At 40.9% G+C, this 17,499-nt stretch carries 18 protein-coding genes and 2 tRNA genes; 14 read left to right on the forward strand and 6 right to left on the reverse strand.

Annotated features, from left to right (window positions below):
* Positions 1-7: 7 nt before the first annotated feature.
* Complete coding sequence (locus tag J8L98_RS16915; protein WP_210997397.1) at positions 8-655, reverse strand: cytochrome b/b6 domain-containing protein; 648 nt, start codon at positions 653-655, stop codon at positions 8-10.
* Between the two features lie 194 nt (positions 656-849).
* Positions 850-2,004: an iron-containing alcohol dehydrogenase gene (locus J8L98_RS16920; protein WP_210997398.1), complete on the reverse strand. Its 1,155-nt coding sequence runs from the start codon at positions 2,002-2,004 to the stop codon at positions 850-852.
* 169 nt (positions 2,005-2,173) lie between these two features.
* Between J8L98_RS16920 and J8L98_RS16925 the strand changes: the two genes are divergently transcribed.
* Positions 2,174-3,037 (forward strand): LysR family transcriptional regulator, encoded by an 864-nt coding sequence (locus J8L98_RS16925; protein WP_210997399.1) that lies wholly within the window; start codon positions 2,174-2,176, stop codon positions 3,035-3,037.
* 51 nt (positions 3,038-3,088) lie between these two features.
* Entirely contained in the window at positions 3,089-3,568 is a 480-nt protein-coding gene (locus tag J8L98_RS16930) for a glutathione peroxidase (RefSeq protein ID WP_192506203.1), read from the forward strand.
* A 55-nt stretch (positions 3,569-3,623) separates the two neighbouring features.
* Here the strand turns inward: J8L98_RS16930 and J8L98_RS16935 are convergent, their stop codons facing one another.
* The gene (locus J8L98_RS16935; RefSeq protein WP_192506204.1) at positions 3,624-3,806 is read right to left on the reverse strand and encodes a hypothetical protein; all 183 of its coding nucleotides are present in this window, start codon (positions 3,804-3,806) and stop codon (positions 3,624-3,626) included.
* A 303-nt stretch (positions 3,807-4,109) separates the two neighbouring features.
* Here J8L98_RS16935 and J8L98_RS16940 point away from each other — a divergent pair, with 303 nt between their 5' ends.
* Positions 4,110-4,892 carry a DUF2884 family protein gene (locus J8L98_RS16940; protein ID WP_210997400.1) on the forward strand — a complete coding sequence of 261 codons (783 nt, stop codon included), beginning with the start codon at positions 4,110-4,112 and terminating at the stop codon, positions 4,890-4,892.
* Between the two features lie 62 nt (positions 4,893-4,954).
* Here J8L98_RS16940 and J8L98_RS16945 read toward each other — a convergent pair whose 3' ends face one another.
* On the reverse strand, positions 4,955-6,397 hold the full coding sequence (locus tag J8L98_RS16945) for a PLP-dependent aminotransferase family protein (protein WP_210997401.1): 1,443 nt from the start codon (positions 6,395-6,397) through the stop codon (positions 4,955-4,957).
* A 132-nt stretch (positions 6,398-6,529) separates the two neighbouring features.
* On the opposite strand from J8L98_RS16945, the gene J8L98_RS16950 reads away from it, so the two are divergent.
* Positions 6,530-7,441 (forward strand): EamA family transporter, encoded by a 912-nt coding sequence (locus tag J8L98_RS16950; RefSeq protein ID WP_210997402.1) that lies wholly within the window; start codon positions 6,530-6,532, stop codon positions 7,439-7,441.
* Between the two features lie 46 nt (positions 7,442-7,487).
* Here J8L98_RS16950 and J8L98_RS16955 read toward each other — a convergent pair whose 3' ends face one another.
* Positions 7,488-8,327, reverse strand: a complete 840-nt coding sequence (locus J8L98_RS16955) for a YegS/Rv2252/BmrU family lipid kinase (protein ID WP_210997403.1) — start codon at positions 8,325-8,327, stop codon at positions 7,488-7,490.
* Between the two features lie 284 nt (positions 8,328-8,611).
* Between J8L98_RS16955 and J8L98_RS25085 the strand changes: the two genes are divergently transcribed.
* The 5 genes from J8L98_RS25085 to J8L98_RS16975 all read left to right on the forward strand — a co-directional run bounded on the left by J8L98_RS25085 (position 8,612) and on the right by J8L98_RS16975 (position 13,304).
* The gene (locus J8L98_RS25085) at positions 8,612-8,743 is read left to right on the forward strand and encodes a hypothetical protein (protein ID WP_263973681.1); all 132 of its coding nucleotides are present in this window, start codon (positions 8,612-8,614) and stop codon (positions 8,741-8,743) included.
* A gap of 190 nt (positions 8,744-8,933) precedes the next feature.
* Positions 8,934-9,024, forward strand: a tRNA-Ser gene (locus tag J8L98_RS16960).
* Between the two features lie 20 nt (positions 9,025-9,044).
* A tRNA-Ser gene (locus J8L98_RS16965) sits at positions 9,045-9,137 on the forward strand.
* 240 nt (positions 9,138-9,377) lie between these two features.
* Complete coding sequence (locus J8L98_RS16970) at positions 9,378-12,083, forward strand: ATP-binding protein (RefSeq protein ID WP_210997405.1); 2,706 nt, start codon at positions 9,378-9,380, stop codon at positions 12,081-12,083.
* A gap of 99 nt (positions 12,084-12,182) precedes the next feature.
* Positions 12,183-13,304, forward strand: coding sequence for a GNAT family N-acetyltransferase (locus J8L98_RS16975; protein WP_210997407.1), 1,122 nt, complete (start codon positions 12,183-12,185; stop codon positions 13,302-13,304).
* On the opposite strand, the gene J8L98_RS16980 is transcribed toward J8L98_RS16975, so the two are convergent.
* Positions 13,284-13,877, reverse strand: coding sequence for a DUF938 domain-containing protein (locus tag J8L98_RS16980; protein ID WP_210997408.1), 594 nt, complete (start codon positions 13,875-13,877; stop codon positions 13,284-13,286). The two genes, J8L98_RS16975 and J8L98_RS16980, sit on opposite strands and share 21 nt — an antisense overlap.
* A gap of 172 nt (positions 13,878-14,049) precedes the next feature.
* Here J8L98_RS16980 and J8L98_RS16985 point away from each other — a divergent pair, with 172 nt between their 5' ends.
* From J8L98_RS16985 to J8L98_RS17005, 5 genes are all read left to right on the forward strand, one after another.
* A complete protein-coding gene (locus J8L98_RS16985; protein WP_210997410.1) occupies positions 14,050-14,229 on the forward strand; it encodes a hypothetical protein in 180 nt (59 codons plus the stop codon).
* An 83-nt stretch (positions 14,230-14,312) separates the two neighbouring features.
* On the forward strand, positions 14,313-14,684 hold the full coding sequence (locus J8L98_RS16990) for a hypothetical protein (RefSeq protein WP_192506212.1): 372 nt from the start codon (positions 14,313-14,315) through the stop codon (positions 14,682-14,684).
* An 8-nt stretch (positions 14,685-14,692) separates the two neighbouring features.
* Positions 14,693-16,069: a class II fumarate hydratase gene (locus J8L98_RS16995; RefSeq protein ID WP_210997411.1), complete on the forward strand. Its 1,377-nt coding sequence runs from the start codon at positions 14,693-14,695 to the stop codon at positions 16,067-16,069.
* Positions 16,070-16,173: 104 nt separating this feature from the next.
* The gene (locus J8L98_RS17000; protein ID WP_210997412.1) at positions 16,174-16,719 is read left to right on the forward strand and encodes a hypothetical protein; all 546 of its coding nucleotides are present in this window, start codon (positions 16,174-16,176) and stop codon (positions 16,717-16,719) included.
* Between the two features lie 6 nt (positions 16,720-16,725).
* Complete coding sequence (locus J8L98_RS17005) at positions 16,726-17,097, forward strand: hypothetical protein (protein ID WP_247682591.1); 372 nt, start codon at positions 16,726-16,728, stop codon at positions 17,095-17,097.
* Positions 17,098-17,499 lie beyond the last annotated feature (402 nt).

The raw sequence follows: 17,499 nt of genomic DNA on the forward strand, positions 1-17,499 counted from the left end.
CTATTGTCTAACCAACGTTAAATAAAGCCATCAAAGGCTCCTGACCCCATAAATACAATACCCCTGTGGAAAGCACAACAAAAATGATATAAGCCACCTTTCCGGAACGCATAAACGGCTTATCCGCCGATTCTGTGGTATACCCCGTCACCAATGTCTTAACCAGTTTTTTTCCTTTCATGCGATAGAATGCAATAGCACCAATATGTATTCCAATCGCCATCAGTAACAAGTCAATGTTGTCTCGATGTAAATCATTAGCAAGCTCCACCCATGCATATGGCACATACTGTACTAACGGTCCTTCGATTAATATATCGTCGCTACTCATTAACCCACTTAATAGCTGGATGAATATCAGAGTAAAAAAGACTAAAACCATCACACTTCCAGCTGGGTTATGCCCCGTTGTCGGTTGATCTTTTAGCAACGCATTCATTACAGCCTTAGGCGAGTGAAAAAGTGAAGCTAACCGCGCGGTACTACTGCCAAAGCAACCCCATATAATACGAGTTAACATCAATGCCAACAACACATACCCCGTCACAAAGTGTAGGTCCAGCCACCCCTCATCACCACTGATATACAAGATTGTAATCCCGCACACCAATAACCAATGAAACCCCCTAACAAAGCCATCCCAAACTTTAACCATTGCGCCCCCCTCAAGTCTCTATTTGGTTATTTGAATCGCTTTGAGTATGACAAACTCTTTAGAGCAACGCATCAATAGATGCGATGAAAGTCTGACCTTATCAGCTAAAATTGCAATAGAATGGCAAGCTATGCCTCATGTCGCTGTGATATGTCATACATCCATCGTCAAAATAACAAGCTGTGTAACGTGCATTACACGCTCGCTAATAATATGCGTTTACTTTTTTCTAAGGTAACAGCTTGATGTTCACCTAATGCCACCATGCCATGGCGTTCTAATTGCGCACATACTTGCTGTGCAACCTCTTCACCCAAACCATGATCACTAAAACGTGTAGGCATATTAACCTGATGAAAAAACTGTTCAGTCAGCACGATTGCTTCTGAAATAGCCCCTTCAGGATCTGTAATATCTAAGCCAAAGACTCGTTCTGCATACTGTAATAATTTTTCACGCTTTTCTTGCCGCTGCTGTACCATCATACGAGGTAAAACAATCGCTAAAGTTTGTGCATGATCTAATCCATATAAAGCGGTGATCTCATGACCAATCATATGTGTTGCCCAATCTTGTGGTACCCCAGCGCCAATCAAACCATTCAATGCCATGGTTGCAGACCACATAACATTTGCGCGTGTTTGATAACTGGCTTCATCATTTAATACTTTAGGCCCCTCTTCAATTAACGTTAATAGTAATCCTTCAGCAAAGCGGTCTTGAACTTTGGCATCGACAGGGTAGGTTAAATACTGCTCCATAGTATGTACAAACGCATCAACAACCCCATTAGTCAGCTGGCGCTTAGGAAGTGATTGCATCACATTTGGATCCAGTACGGCAAATTGAGGCTGTACTAATGCAGACGCAAACGGTAGTTTGTCTTCAGTTTCAATGTTTGAAATAACGCTGAAACTATTTGACTCAGATCCGGTAGCGGGCAACGTCAGCACCACACCAATTGGCAGTGCTTTACTAATTTGTGCGCCCTTAGCTAGAATATCCCAAGGCTCTGCGTCAAACATCGAGGCCGCAGCAATAAACTTACACCCATCAATCACAGAACCACCGCCAACAGCCAAGATAAAATCATAACCTTCAGCTTTTATCAGCTCAACAGCACGCATACATGTTTGATAACTCGGGTTAGGTTCAATACCAGAGAATTCTCCCCACTCAAACCCGCTTAGCGCTTCAACAACTTGATTATAGATCCCATTTTTCTTAATACTGCCCCCACCATATACCACCAGCACCTTAGCGCTTGCCGATATATTGTGCTTGATTTCTAAAATCTGTTGCGCACCAAAGTGAATATGTGTTGGGTTTACAAAATTAAAATTTAACATTACTTTACTTGCTCCGGTACCGAAATGTAGTGACCTATTTCACCTTTTAATTGTGTAGTTTAATTTCAATATAGATAAACAAACAGCTGTCAAATGGCAAATTACCTTTGCTACACAGCAATAATAAAGCGTATATAATGAATTTATCTATATATAGAGAGGTCATATCATGTGGCAAGGGTTAGATGTTTTCTTAGCGGTTGTTGAACACGGCAGCTTTAGTAAAGCAGCCAATGTACTTGATGTATCAACATCTTACGTTAGCAGACAAATTCAACAGTTAGAGCAGCGTCTTGGTACCATATTAATTCATCGCACCACACGTACCCAAAACCTTACCGATAGTGGTCGGGAATATGCGATTAAGCTTAAAGTTATTCAGCAGGAGCTAGTCGATGCAACAAATCATATTCAGGGTATTCAAAGGCAACCCAAAGGGTTAATTCGCATCAGTGGGGCTGGGGATTTTGTCGCCAACAGCATCGCCCCCATTGTTGCTGAGTTTTTAAAACGTTACCCTGAGGTCAGCATAGAGTTTGATTTTAATAATCGAAATATTGATTTAATAGAAGAGGGGTTCGACTTAGCCATTCGCTTTGGCAGGCTTCAAGATTCGAACCTCATCGCGCGAAAGTTGTGTCATCGTCCTATGAGTCTTGTCGCTAGCCCTGAATACATAGCAAACACCCCTATCCCAATTCATCCCTATGAATTGGTCAATCACAACTGTTTAATTGCTATTAATAACCGCTGGCGGTTTAATATTACTCAGCAAGTGAAAGAGATTAAAGTAACAGGCAATTGGCGTAGCAACAATCCGCACGCTATTCTCAAGGCATGTATACAAGGGTTAGGAATTGCACATTTAGCACAAGATATTGTTACCGAGTCTATTGCAAGTGGCAGGCTCATTTACCTTTTGCCAGACTTTCAAGTGCAAGATAATGCCACGTGGCTAGTTTACCCACGCAAAGATCTCATGCCGTATCGAGTACGGTTATTAATTGAGTTTTTACTCGAACACGTTAATTAAGTGTATGCTAGAGTAGTTGTTATCATTAAAAACCCAAAAATAGGACCTCTTATGGATACCTTTTATCAGTTTTCTGCCACCACATTACAAGGCCAACCATTCGACTTCTCGTCTTTGCAAGGTAAAACGGTGCTGATTGTAAACACAGCAAGTGAATGTGGCTTAACACCGCAATACGAAGGGTTACAAGCGCTACATCAGCAGTATGCTGAACAAGGGCTGGTGATAATCGGCTTTCCCTGTAATCAATTTGGTCAACAAGAACCCGGTAGTCCAGAACAAATTCAGCAAGGTTGCTTAATTAATTACGGGGTTGATTTTACCATCATGGAAAAAATTGACGTCAATGGAGAGCATACTCACCCTGTCTATATTTACCTTAAAGCACAGCTACCCGGCCTGTTTGGGCAACGGATCAAGTGGAACTTTAGTAAATTTTTAATTAACAAAGCAGGGCAGCCAATCAAACGTTATGCCCCCACCACAAAGCCCAATAAGCTACGCAATGACATTGAAAAAGCGCTAGCATAGCGCTTAAGGTTAAAGGCACCATACTTCTGAGCTTATTTATATCTGATACACTTACCTACTCCAAATAATCAAAATCGCTATCACCAACATCTTTACGCAACCGCTTCTGCTCAAGATAGTCCTCAATCTTACGTTTCACTTTACGTCTTTGCTTATCATGTTGATTTCGCTCTAACTCATCAAATTCACTAGCTGTAAAATCATCATCAAGCCCATCATATGAATATGTTTTACCCACAGTCTGCTCCAATCACGTTACAAAAACAGCGTAGCCACGTTCATCAAGTGGCTTACTGCTGTTCACTTCTTAGTGTTTAGTTCGAAATTACCATTCTGAACAATGAGAATTTTTTATCGTGTAAATAGAAAATACTTATCCATCATTTTTTATGGTCAACTTCGCTAACATTTAGTCTTCTTTACCATTTAACCAGCTCTTTCATCACAACTAAAAAGCGTACGCGATTGATAAATAACAAAAATAAAATTGGCACTCATCTTGATTATTAAAAACTAACCCAATTAAAATCAAGGCATTGTCATGAAAAAATTACTTATTCTCGGCGCATTTATTACCAGCTCTAGCGCATTTGCAACCCATAGCCACTCGTTGCAATTCAACTCCGACGAGTGCCAGGTTAAGTTCAAAAATGATGTAATGATCACACCAGAACAATTACACATCACCACGGCACAACAAAGGAAGTGGACAATTAATGACAGTGGGGACGTATTAAAGGATGGTGAAAGAGTGTCCCTAACACCAACACAACAAGATGCCATGCGCAACTACGCTGACTCGTTACGCGTTCAGTTACCAAAAGTAGCAAATATTGCGCTAGAAGGTGTAAAAATAGCTAGGGTAGCATTAGATGAAGTAAGCAATGCACTACAACTAAACAGTCTGGATTCTATCGGCTCCGTACTCGATGAGCTGCATCTTGAAATTAACGAGACCTTCTACCAAGACGGTGCTTTTGTTATGGGGAAGCAAACATTTGACCAATTTGGTAATAACTTCGACCAACAGTTTGAAGAACGGATCGAATCAGCACTCCAAGGTGCCATGATGGAGTCTATTGGTAGTATTTTAGTGGCAATTGGGTCTGAAATGACGAATTCAAATGGTGATATGAGTAGCTTCGAGCAACGCATGGAGACTATGGGACAAGCCATAGAAGAAAAAGTTGAAATGCAAGCTCGAGTCATAGAAAAGCAAGCAAATCAACTATGCGGTCAATTTGAAGACATAGCCCAAAAAGAACAACAGTTAAGCCAAAATATTCCCGAGTTTGCAGGTTACTCTGTTTTTAACACCCAATAAAGGTAGCCAATACGCAACGTTGAAAAACTATCTCCCAACTGAAATAGTCAGTCATTAACTGGCTATTTTTTTGCTTCAGGTAAAAGCTGACCTAATAAAGCAATGGCCTGCTCTACAACCTCACTCCATACTAAGCCATAACTCATGCGTATACATGATTCATATTGCGTACCCGCGCTAAACAGTACACCAGGTGTAATACTGACCCCTTGTGTAATGGCCAATTGAAACAATTTGGAGCCGCTATATTGACGACCCAAGTCGACCCAAATAACACACCCCCCTTGTGGATCGCTCAATCGTACTGAACTTGGAAAATATCGACGCAATGCAGCAACCATCTGCGCTTTATTATCTAGTAAGCGCTTACGCATCAGCTTTAGATGCCGGTCATATTCTCCACCAGCCAAATAGTCAGCTAGCACCCATTGATTCATCAATGAACTGGAGCAACTTAACGCTCGTTTTAAACGCCGTGCTTTTGCAATATGAGGACCCGCCACCATCCAGCCAACACGATAGCTTGGCGCTGCCGTTTTTGAAAAAGAGGCGCATGTAATAACATGGCCCGATGATGTAAAACACTGAGCAGGCTTTCCACGTCGCTCAGTAAAGTGCAGATCCCCGTAAACATCATCCTCAATCAGCGTGACCCGATGTCGCTCTAACAACTCAACCAGTGCCCTGCGACGAATATCTGGCATAAACGAGCCTAACGGATTATTGATACTTGTAGAAAATACGCACGCTTTTATATCATGTTTGAGCAACGCTTCATTTAAATCAGACAGCCATACACCATCATCGGGACACACTGGAATTTCAATGGCTCTCAGCCCAAGACTTTCCACTAGTTCTACAATACCAAAATAGCAAGGAGACTCGATAGCCACCACATCACCAACGCAGGCAACACACTGCAGTGCTATGGCTAACGCTTCTTGAGCCCCATTGGTGATCACGAGTTCTTCTGTATTAACCGCTAAACCCAAATCTAAGTAACGGTATGCAATTTGCTGCTTTAATCGGTGTAAGCCATCCATTGCCCCGTAACTCAGCATACCCTCCCCCATGTTGTGCATAGCTCGACGCATTAATTTCGCTAATACCTTTTCAGTGCTGGCAACCATCACTGGATTCGCAATACCAAATGACACAACATGAGGTTGATGAATCGCGTCATACACCTGCTCTATAAGTTGCTGTTTATTCACCACAACCGGTTTTTGCGGCAACTTCACCCGCTTAGGCATTGAACTGCTGACCTGTGCGGCTTGTAAGAAATAGCCCGATTTCTCTTGCGCTCTTACCTTACCTTGAGCCTCTAATGTTTGATACGCCTGCTTTACAGTGGGAATACTCACCTCAAGCTTACTTGCCATTGCTCGCAATGATGGCAGCTTATCACCAGGACATAAAGTGCCTTGGCAAACCATATCATCAACAAGTGTGATCACTTGCTCATACAAAAATCGTTTGTGCTGTTTCGAAATAACAAAACTCATATACCACTCATCTGTATAGGTCTTTTTTTACTTATTCTGTATATAGCATATACACATTAAGTCTCTACAATAGTACATCTTCTCATCATAATAAATAGTAAGTTTATACTTACAAACCTTAAAGGGCATGAAATGAAAAGTATACTACTGTATACAATGACCGTATTAATTTGGGGGTCAACGTGGTTAGCGATTGAGTTTCAGCTAGGTGAAGTTAATGAAGTTGTCTCATTGTGCCTAAGGTTTACCCTTGCAGCCATTTGCATGTGGGCTTATGTCATTATAAAACGTATGCCCATGCGGTTTAACCTTAAAAACCATTGCTTTTTCATTTTGCTCGCAATGGGGAACTTCGGCTTGAATTACTTGATGCTGTACTTCGCACAAGGGTATCTAAACTCAGCCATGGCATCCATTGCATTTTCTCTACTTTTAGTGCTCAACATTATCAATACGCGCTTATTCTTTGGCAAGCCCATTGCCAAAAGAATATATTTTGGTGCTACGTTCGGGTTATTCGGGATTACCGCACTTTTTTGGCATGACTTACGACAATTTGACCTCAATAGTGGCGCGATAATTGGCCTAGGACTTGCGCTACTCGGTACATTAATTGCTTCATTCGGCAACATGGTCAGCGTAAGAAATTCAAATAACAACATTGGCGTTCTACAAGGCAACGCATGGGGCATGCTATATAGCAGTATACTGCTCGGTGCCTATGTTGTTTTAGCTGGTGAATCACTGATCATTCACGCCAACTGGCAATATTGGAGCTCACTTTTATACCTCGCAGTGTTTGGTACTGTTATTGCTTTTGCAAGCTACTTCTCATTGCTTAAAAACATAGGGCCTGAAAAGGCCAGCTACATTATCGTGTTGTTCCCTTTGGTCGCTGTACTATTGAGTACATATTTTGAAAACTTTACTTGGCAATCGAATACTTTCATCGGCTTTAGCTTAGTGCTGCTAGGTAATGCCATTGTACTTACCCCTTTTGATAAACTGAAACTACATTTAATTCAATCCCCAGTGAGAAGCTAAACCTTGTCACTCAAACGCCGTCAGCCACTGACGGCGTTTATTTTTATTACAAAATACATATTTCAATCGCTTTCGGAAAACAACTAACGTGCGCTGGAGTTTCTCCTATGATCTCTCCATCGGCTTCTATATCTAACCCCACAGCATCAATACTAAATTGCTGTGACTCTGTTTTATGTACAATCGATAACCGCTCATGTTGAGCGAACAGCATTAACAAAAAAGTCATCAGCCTTGTAATAAGTGAATCGGCATGAAATTCTAAGCAAGTCAGAGTCCCATTTTGAGCATCAGCGCTAGGCGCACAAGGCAGACCTGCTGCAAAATATCGACCGTTCGCTATCAACATCATCATCATAGGTGTCGGGTGACCGAGCGAGCTTGCAACCTTCACACTTTGGTACGAAACAAGGTTCAATAGCCCAGCCCAAACATAACTTAACTTATTTCGCTTGTTCTGAGATTTGATTGCTCTCACTACTTTAGCACTGAAGCCAACCCCCATCATGTTGACGAAGTACCGCGAATTTACCTTGCCTACATCAACCGCCGAATATTTAGTTGAAAAAATACTCTGCCGCCACTGTGATAATGAATAACCAAACTGCCTTGCAAAGTCATTACCTGTTCCTGCAGGTAACAATGCAAAGCGGCAAGTTAACCCCACAATAGCATTGATCACTAAATGTAACGTTCCGTCGCCACCAATAACGACTACAACATCTTGTCCTTGCGATAACTGACGGATATTTTTTACGTCATTAATAAAGTTTCCCGTGGTAAAAAACCAGTCACAAGTCATTTTTTTACATTGAATTTGTTTTTTTACCCAATCTAAGTGCCGCTGAGTACTCACTGCAGCACTTGGTTTCACTACAACCAGCATAGAACCCCTAAATAATTAAATTAATTAATATGAATAATTAGTCAAAATAAAACTCAAAAAAACCACAAAAAAAATAAAAATCAAAAATAAACAACAAAATACAAAAAAACAAAGCATTAAAAAACTGAATAGAATTGCACAATAAAAAATAAACAAAAATAAATAAACAAAAATGCATTAGTTTTACTTATCCGAAAGCGATAATTTTTATCGCTTTATTTTTAATCTAATCGCACGCAAAATAGCCTTGTTTTACATACTCTTTGACTTGATAGGAACCGACCATGCTTAATTCTGCAACCACTTATAATGAAACTGTAACACCAACACCAACCAAAGTACGCTTTGACTGGATGACCTATTTAAATCGCTTCGGTAAATTATATGCTTTAAGCTTCGTGTCTCTTCTTAAGTGATGACCTTGTCACTGAGGTCACCATCCGTTAATGAGTGACCTCTAATACAAAATCCGCCTACTCCAACTCCATAAATTTACGACATTTTTCTTGTTTTTTTAAATAAATCACGAAAAACAGTGTAAATTTTGTGCAAACAGTTCAAAAGTAGTTTACAGCAGCTCTTTCGCTAAGTATTATCAGTGGCTCTGGAGAGATGGCTGAGTGGTCGAAAGCACCGGTCTTGAAAACCGGCAAGGGTTTGTAGCCCTTCTAGGGTTCAAATCCCTATCTCTCCGCCATATTTTTACAGTTTTGCGCCGGAGAGGTGGCCGAGTGGCTGAAGGCGCTCCCCTGCTAAGGGAGTATAGGGTTTGTAGCCCTATCGAGGGTTCGAATCCCTCCTTCTCCGCCATTTCTTATAAGAAACCGCACTTTTTAATAAAGCGCGGTTTTTTTATGCCTAATATGTTTTGTAGTAACATCATTCGTTAAGTAATATAAATACTATCATTTGCTCATTTAATTTTATCACCCATGCACCGCGAGCTGTTTAAATCGACGTATTAAAGTTGCACTAAACATCAACTTACATCCGTGCCTTCATCAAAAAACGCGGCTATACTCAATGAGCGAACCATTACCCTAAAACTCTATGACGTTAACTTTTAAGCACAATTGGCAAAGCTGGCTCTGCTATGCACTTTTTGTATTTGGCTATTTCTGTTCCGGGAAAGTACTCAGTGCTTTTGCTTTTCAAGATCAAGTCCTTCCTATTTGGTTGCCTGCTGGCATAGCATTAATTGGCGTGTATATATGGGGCTGGCGATTCATCCCTGGATTACTGTTTGCATCATTCGCTTTTAATTGGGGTTCTGTATATGGCTGGCAGCCACAAACGGTGCCTTTTGCAAACGTAATACAAACGTTTATTGTTGCTACAGGCGCACTCATTCAAGCAACGTTAGGGGGTTACATTTTACGCGATTGGCTAGGCCACCCACTCCTCCTCAATAGTCGCAGACACATTGTTTATTTTGTTTTAATCCTCGGTATTGCCGTTAATCTCATTTCAGCAAATATCGGCGTGCTGTCTTTGAGTTTTTACCATCCGGATTATCACTTTTCAGACCACTGGCAGAATATGCTGGCATGGTGGCTTGGTGACTCCCTCGGGGTACTCATTTGTGCGCCCGTGTGCCTTATTCTAGTTAACCCCTGGCTTAATAAACCGGTCCCCAAGCATAACTTATTGGGTACTTTGAGCGCCTGTATCGTACTCTTTTTCTCAGTTGCTATGACAACCTACTTATATAATGAAAACAACAATAAAAATGCACATATTGCAGCTGAGCGCGAAGTGAAAATTATCGAGCATATTATTTATCGATATGTGAACCGCAGTATGCTTGCAGTTCAAAGACTGGCTAACCAACTTCAATCAACGCCAAACTTTGACCGTCAATCTTTTATGGATATCAGCAACGAAATAAGAAAAGAATACACTTTCATCCGCGCTCTATCTTGGAACGCTTATTTAAAGCAAAACAAACAAAGTGCAATGAATGAGCAATTAAAAACACTTTACGGACCTAATGTTAAAATTAAAGGTCAGCCACTGTTACTCACAGATCCGATGGTTGTAGTGAAATATATCTCCCCAGAACAAAGTAACTACGGTGCGCTTGGGCTTAATATTTATGCCAATCCACAACGACAAGGAGCACTCAAAAAGGCACTCATTGCACAAGAACCCCAAGCGACTCATATTATATTTTTAGTACAAGAAAGCCGCCCATCTCCAGCTTACTTGCTTGTATCACCTGTTTATGAGCACTTAACTAAGCAAACTCACTCACTCAAAGGGTACGCAACGGGAGTCATTCAAGTAGACATTCTGTTGAATGAGGTATTAAAACAAGCCCAAGCACAACGATTTGATATTGCGTTTTTTGACGATAAAAATGATCATGCTTTTTATCAAAGCTATGAAGGGCAAAAAAAAACAACGACAACTAAATGGGTTGTTCCTTTGCATGTTGCGGGTCAAAAGTGGCATATGAAGCTGTCAGTGAAAGATGCATTCACTTCCCACGTAAACAAGTTGCAAACTTTATTTTTATTGACGCTGCAGTTAACCATTACGGCACTGATAACATTTATTTTATTACTCTTTAATTATCAGCATCATGCCTTAAATAACCTTGTCGAGCGACGAACCCAATCATTAGCAAACGCGAAGCAGCAGTCAGATGAAGCCAACCAAGCAAAAAGTCGCTTTTTAGCGAACATGAGCCACGAAATTAGAACTCCTTTAAATGCCGTCATCGGCTTCGCTTCTTTGGCTATTGATAATCAAAATACCGCCCAACTGCAAAACTATATCCATCGAATTGGTTCCGCATCAAAAACCTTATTAAACCTCGTGAACGATATTTTAGATATCGCGAAAATTGAGTCAAACCGTTTACACCTAGATAAACATACTTTTGAGCTGCAAGCTTTATTAAAACGAATTGACTCTATGTTTGCGACCTCAGCAAACAACAAAAATATTACTTGGACAATCCATCACAACTTACAAAATGAATGCTGGGTCAAAGGCGATGAAATGCGCATTGAACAGATCCTGATTAACCTTTGCAGTAACGCAGTAAAATTCACTCAGCATGGTGGCATTAACGTAAAATTGGAAGTGGACGAAATAGCACCGCATTGCCAATTGCTATTTAGCGTCACAGATACAGGTATTGGTATCAAGGCATCTCAATATAAAGATGTTTTTAATGCCTTTAACCAAGCTGATAGCTCTACATCTCGTGAATTTGGAGGGACGGGGCTTGGCTTAGCTATTGCTAAAGAACTCGCAGAACTAATGCAAGGTAGCCTATCAATTGACAGTCAAGTGGGACACGGAAGTTGTTTTACACTCAGCATCAAATGTGAATTAAGCCAACCACCAACAATTCACAAATTAGAGATTGATACGCAACAGCTGCACAAGCTGCATATCTTAGTTGCCGAGGATAACCCTGTTAATAAGCTTGTCATTAAAGCGATGCTTGATACATTTAAAATAAGCCATACGATCGTAGAAAATGGGCAACAAGCAGTCAATGCCGTAGATGTAGATGAGTATGATTTGATACTCATGGACTGCCAAATGCCTGTTATGGATGGCTATCAAGCAACGTCACTGATAAGACAAAAAAAAGATGCGACACAACTCCCCATCATTGCTTTAACCGCAGACGTTATGCCAGAAGACAAAGCACATGCCCTCGCAGTTGGATTTAATCAGCACCTAGCAAAACCTTTGGAGCGTGATAAACTTGCCCAGTGCTTAGCACAGTACTGTTAAAGCATATTTACCTTAGAGACTTGGACTGCGATACCTTCTCACGTACGATAAGGACTTATGCCAAATTGAACTATTTAATCACCGTGACTTGTTATCATTATGCTTAGCTCTCAATTCTTTAGCGAAATCTCAACCATTGGACTACAACAATGGAATACTCTAGCGCAACATGATTTATTCTGCCGCTATGAATGGCTTGCGGCACTTGAGCACAGCCAATGCGTCACTCATAAGACTGGCTGGCAGCCTCAGCATTTAGCGGTTTATCAAGATTCACAGTTAATTGCATTAGTGCCTGGCTATATTAAATCTCACTCATATGGCGAATATGTTTTTGACTGGTCTTGGGCTGAAGCATACGAAAACCACCATTTAGCTTACTACCCGAAGTGGCTCTCTGGCATTCCATTTACTCCAATAACAGGGAGGCGCATACTTACATTAGAGCTCACTGACGAAATAGTGGAATATATTTGCCAAGTATTGCAACAAGCAATGACCCTAAAGCAATGGTCTAGTACACATATTAATTTTTTGACCGAAGCAGGGCATTTTAGTAATACTATGATGGTTCGCCATGCCGTGCAGTTCCATTGGCAAAATAAGTACTTTCAATGCTTTGATGATTTTTTAGCAACCATGACCGCCCGAAAACGCAAAATGATTAAAAAAGAGCGCAACCATATCTCTGCACAATCACTCGATATTGTGTGGTTAAGTGGCGACGATATCTCTACGGAACATATGCAAGGCTTTTTTGCTTGTTATCAACAAACTTATTTAAAACGCTCAGGCCACTCAGGCTACCTTAATTGGGCATTTTTTAATGAGATTAAGCACTCAATGTCGAATAATATACATTTGTGTATAGCTTACAGCAACCAAGCCCTCGTGGCCGCGAGCCTTTATCTAAGCGATGGTGACACTTTATATGGAAGATATTGGGGATCGCTCGCTGATTATCAGCATCTCCATTTTGAATTATGTTATTACCAAGGCATTGAATTTGCGATACACAATAAACTTAATCGCTTTGATGCTGGTGCCCAAGGTGAGCATAAATTAACGAGAGGCTTTGAACCTGTTATCACCTATTCAGCCCACCAAGTCGCACATCCAATGTTTGCCAGCGCAATCACAGACTTCATCGCTCGGGAGCGTACGCACGTAGCGCAATACGCCGAACAATGCCTCACTCAGCTACCTTTTAAAGACCAATAATCGGTTATTCGCTGGCATAGCATGATCTGCTAATAAGTCGAGCCCACTTTGATGTGCCAACTCAATGATCCATTCAACATCTCGGATCCCACTGTGCGGATCTCGTTGCAACAAATGTTGGTGAAATGCGGCATTACTACTGCTTGTAAACTGCCCATCATAGTTAAATGGGCCATAGATAATCAATAAGCCCTGTTGGCGTAAATGTTTTTTTACTCCTAGAAAAAATCTTTCTACTAAGTTTTTACTCACAATGTGTAATGTATTCGCCGTATAAATGGCTGGTACATCCTCTAGAGGCCAAGCATTCTGTAAGTCCAGCTCAATTGGCGCGTTTAAGTTACTTAGTTGCGCATCATGATGCCAACTTAAAATACCCGCATGATTGACTGCTCGATCGCTGGCTTGCCATTGTAAATGAGGTAAAGCATGAGCAAAGTGAACACTGTGTTGCCCTGTTCCAGAACCAACTTCTAGGACTTTTTCACATGTGGCAAGTAAGGGTTTTAAAATATTTAAAATAGGCTCTTTATTATTTTCACATGCCTGAGAAAAGGGTTTATCTACACTCATATATGCACCTTGATCATTCATCTTTGCGCTATATTGATGCAATATCAATTGCAAATTGCAAGCATACACAGAGAAAAAAACTTAAAACTATGTTTTATATGCCTTTTTGTTATTGGCACAATCACTGCTTTATCTACTATGTAATATATTAACAAACCATAGGACAACAATTATGTTTATTTCAACAATTACGCATATGCCCATCAATGACACAGGCTTGGTTAACGAGCATGACGACAACTTATTTGTTACTAGTGAAGAATACCGTAAAGAAGTGCAAAATCTCTTAACGCCAACAGAACAAGAAGATGTGCCAGCCACAGCATACACCTTTATACTCGGTTACAACTAGTCATGACCACACACACTCTTCTATTGCGCTAAAACCCTTTTAGTGTAATGATAATGGTTATCGTTACACTAAAAGGGTTTGCTATGCATCCTCATCAGGCTGTCAGCTCTTATTCTCCAAAACTAGCCACTCATTGTAAAAGACCCCAGCTCGAAGCGCCCATGGTTGTGGCACAGTTTATCGATGCCGGTATCACACTTGCCAAATGGTACGGATGCAATAAATGCATGTTGTTACAAGAGCTATATTTAAAGAGAACCTTTGATGAACTTCTCCATAACATTGCTGACCCGCTAGTGCATCAAGCATTGCGACAGCAATGTCAAGACCAGCTTTATAAACCACTACTCGCATTAAAACGCTATTATAAATCCATTCCACATGGCAGATCTCGCTTCCTAAAAATAGAACATGAAGCACGAGTTATCAGCCATATATTTAACCCTTATTCTTAGGAGTCAGCATGACCACCTTTCGCCAAGCTTCAGACAGTATGGGTACTTTAGAAGTACCTGAAACCGCTTTATATCAAGCCCAAACTCAACGAGCCATCAATAATTTCACAGTCAGCAACCTAACCATGCCAGCCGCTTTCATCCAGTCACTGGCTTATATCAAACAAGCAGCTGCTGAAACTAATGCAGAATTAGGACACTTAGATGCAGATATAGCGAAAGCCATCATCAGTGCTGCGCAAAGTATTATTGATGGAGAACATTTGGCACATTTCCCTGTAGATGTATTTCAAACAGGCTCAGGCACGAGTTCAAATATGAATGCCAATGAAGTGATTGCCACGCTTGCCAGTCAGCAAAGCGGCCTAGATGTCCATCCAAATGATCATGTTAATATGGGGCAAAGCTCTAATGATGTCATACCAACGGCCATTCACGTAAGTAGTGCAATCGCTGTTATTTATGACTTATTACCTGCACTTAAGCACCTTTCACAGAGTATTGAGCAAAAATCAGCAAGTATTGGCCATCATGTAAAAACCGGTAGAACGCATTTAATGGACGCTATGCCGGTAACATTTGCACAAAGTCTCAGCGGGTGGCAGCATCAAATAGATAACGCGTATCAAGGGATACTAACAAGCGTTGAAAAAGTATTTGAACTAGCTCAAGGTGGCACTGCTGTCGGAACAGGCGTAAATGCAGACGCTAAGTTTTCTAACTTATTCAATCAATACCTCAGTAGTAATGTCGGAATTCGATTCTCTGCAAGTCAAAACTTCTTTTACAGTATTGGCTCTCAAGATGCCATTGTTGCACTGTCAGGCCAGTTGAAAACATTGGCTGTCGCTAACATGAAGGTTGCGAATGACCTTCGCTGGATGAATTCTGGACCATTAGCGGGCCTCAGCGAGATTGAACTTGAAGCATTACAGCCAGGTTCTTCCATTATGCCCGGCAAAGTAAACCCTGTAATACCTGAAGCTACAGCGATGGTGAGTGCCCAAGTTATTGGCAACGACGCAACAATTACGGTGGCAGGCCAATCTGGTAACTTTGAACTGAATGTAATGCTACCAGTTATTGCCCATAACATATTAGAAAGTATCGATGTATTATCTAATGTAAGCCGTTTACTCGCCGATAAAGCCATCTCTAGTTTTGAGATAAACGAACGCAACATAAAGAAAGCTCTCGCTAAAAACCCTATATTAGTGACCGCATTAAACCCTGTTATCGGTTACGAGAAAGCAGCAAAAATTGCTAAATTAGCTTACAAAGAAAGTAGGCCAATCATTGACGTTGCCAGTGAAAATACCGACCTATCCATCGAAGAACTTAGCGCATTACTCGATCCAAATAAGTTAACTCAGGGCGGGCTATAAGCTTACTTTAGGCCATTGGTTTAATACTTTTAAGCGTCAATGGCCTTGTATCGTTGTGAAAACAAAGGCAAACTGGATCATAAATAACTCAGGATACCCTTACAATGCAACAATTGCTCATCAGTGCGCTTTTGCCTCTTTTCATAATCGGATGTGGGTCTACAGCTCAAACAGCTCAAACAGCTCAAACAGCTCAAACAGCTCAAACAACTCAAACAGCTCAAACAGCTCAAACAGCTCAAACAGCTCAAACAGCTCAAACAGCTCAAACAGCTCAAACAGCTCAAACAAACAAGCTACGCCTCGATACGCAAGTAGTAATGCCAAAAATAAACGAAAATCTTGTAAGTGTGCGTAAGCAGTTAACTGAACTAACCAAAAACAATACGTGTGACAACACCCTACAATGTCAGGTGATGCCAGTAGGTAGTCGAGCATGTGGCGGACCTAGTAGCTACCTTGTCTTCTCAAAAAAATACGCAAGCCCACATAAAGTATCCACACTAGCTGGTAAAATTACTCATTTAGAAAGCCAGTATAATGCAAAAAACCGTATGGTCAGTATTTGTCAGCACTTAACGCAACCAAGCACCCAATGTGTTGAAAACAAATGTGTTAAAATTGAAGGCAGTGCACAAGCGACTTACTAAGGAGCCATGATGAAAAGCATTGCTTACTCAATAACTATTTTACTCTTAGCTGGCTGTGCCAGCTCTCCTCTCAACTATAACAACGACGGCTCCTCCCCCTCATTGACAACTCTGATTGCAGATAAATCTTGTGATGCAAGCTTTCAATGTAAGGTACTCAGTATCGGAGAGCGCCCTGCTTGTGGTGGTCCTAGCGAATATTTGATCTATTCTAATAAAAGTTTAAACGAAGACCTTGTTGAAAAGATGGCTGCACAGATAACAAAACAAGAGCAGATGAGTAATAAGCAACAAGCGAGTGTCGATGTATGTAAGCAAGTACTGCCTATTCAATCACTCTGTATTAATAAAAAATGTGAAGCATTTACGATCAAGTAACTACCTTATCAATTGCCCTACGAGTGACAATACAATTATCACTAGGGCACATCCACCCGCACGCCAAATATAAACAACATTAATTTCTTTCTTAATCCAATAATCGTAGAGAAATCGCGAAAAGTAAGTTGCCGACACCCCAAATAACGCAAAAGTCACTAATAATAGTAATAGATAGAACGACACATCAACCCTTACATATACCTAATCAAGCCATCATCATAAATCCATTAGCGCTACGATGTACATACTTAGATGTGGATACTTACTCCATGTTAGATAAACTTTTAGCCTGTATCACCGCGACATTTCGGTGTTTTATAGACATGCCGAGTTCTCAGTCTGCGCCAGAAAATCGCGAGTATCGTTTTCGGGGGAGTCATACCTTAAACAAATGCGCAG

This window comes from Pseudoalteromonas sp. MMG013 (assembly GCF_018100885.1).
Lineage (GTDB): Bacteria > Pseudomonadota > Gammaproteobacteria > Enterobacterales > Alteromonadaceae > Pseudoalteromonas > Pseudoalteromonas aurantia.

Excerpts from the sequence above, each read along its gene's own strand:
- J8L98_RS16915 (WP_210997397.1), bottom strand. The coding sequence starts at position 655 with ATGGTTAAAGTTTGGGATGGCTTTGTTAGGGGGTTTCATTGGTTATTG.
- J8L98_RS16985 (WP_210997410.1), top strand. The coding sequence starts at position 14,050 with ATGTTTATTTCAACAATTACGCATATGCCCATCAATGACACAGGCTTG.
- J8L98_RS16975 (WP_210997407.1), top strand. The coding sequence starts at position 12,183 with ATGCTTAGCTCTCAATTCTTTAGCGAAATCTCAACCATTGGACTACAA.
- J8L98_RS17005 (WP_247682591.1), top strand. The coding sequence starts at position 16,726 with ATGATGAAAAGCATTGCTTACTCAATAACTATTTTACTCTTAGCTGGC.
- J8L98_RS16940 (WP_210997400.1), top strand. The coding sequence starts at position 4,110 with ATGAAAAAATTACTTATTCTCGGCGCATTTATTACCAGCTCTAGCGCA.
- J8L98_RS16995 (WP_210997411.1), top strand. The coding sequence starts at position 14,693 with ATGACCACCTTTCGCCAAGCTTCAGACAGTATGGGTACTTTAGAAGTA.
- J8L98_RS16920 (WP_210997398.1), bottom strand. The coding sequence starts at position 2,004 with ATGTTAAATTTTAATTTTGTAAACCCAACACATATTCACTTTGGTGCG.
- J8L98_RS17000 (WP_210997412.1), top strand. The coding sequence starts at position 16,174 with ATGCAACAATTGCTCATCAGTGCGCTTTTGCCTCTTTTCATAATCGGA.
- J8L98_RS16950 (WP_210997402.1), top strand. The coding sequence starts at position 6,530 with ATGAAAAGTATACTACTGTATACAATGACCGTATTAATTTGGGGGTCA.
- J8L98_RS16955 (WP_210997403.1), bottom strand. The coding sequence starts at position 8,327 with ATGCTGGTTGTAGTGAAACCAAGTGCTGCAGTGAGTACTCAGCGGCAC.
- J8L98_RS16970 (WP_210997405.1), top strand. The coding sequence starts at position 9,378 with ATGACGTTAACTTTTAAGCACAATTGGCAAAGCTGGCTCTGCTATGCA.
- J8L98_RS16980 (WP_210997408.1), bottom strand. The coding sequence starts at position 13,877 with ATGAGTGTAGATAAACCCTTTTCTCAGGCATGTGAAAATAATAAAGAG.
- J8L98_RS25085 (WP_263973681.1), top strand. The coding sequence starts at position 8,612 with ATGCTTAATTCTGCAACCACTTATAATGAAACTGTAACACCAACACCA.
- J8L98_RS16990 (WP_192506212.1), top strand. The coding sequence starts at position 14,313 with ATGCATCCTCATCAGGCTGTCAGCTCTTATTCTCCAAAACTAGCCACT.
- J8L98_RS16945 (WP_210997401.1), bottom strand. The coding sequence starts at position 6,397 with ATGAGTTTTGTTATTTCGAAACAGCACAAACGATTTTTGTATGAGCAA.
- J8L98_RS16925 (WP_210997399.1), top strand. The coding sequence starts at position 2,174 with ATGTGGCAAGGGTTAGATGTTTTCTTAGCGGTTGTTGAACACGGCAGC.
- J8L98_RS16930 (WP_192506203.1), top strand. The coding sequence starts at position 3,089 with ATGGATACCTTTTATCAGTTTTCTGCCACCACATTACAAGGCCAACCA.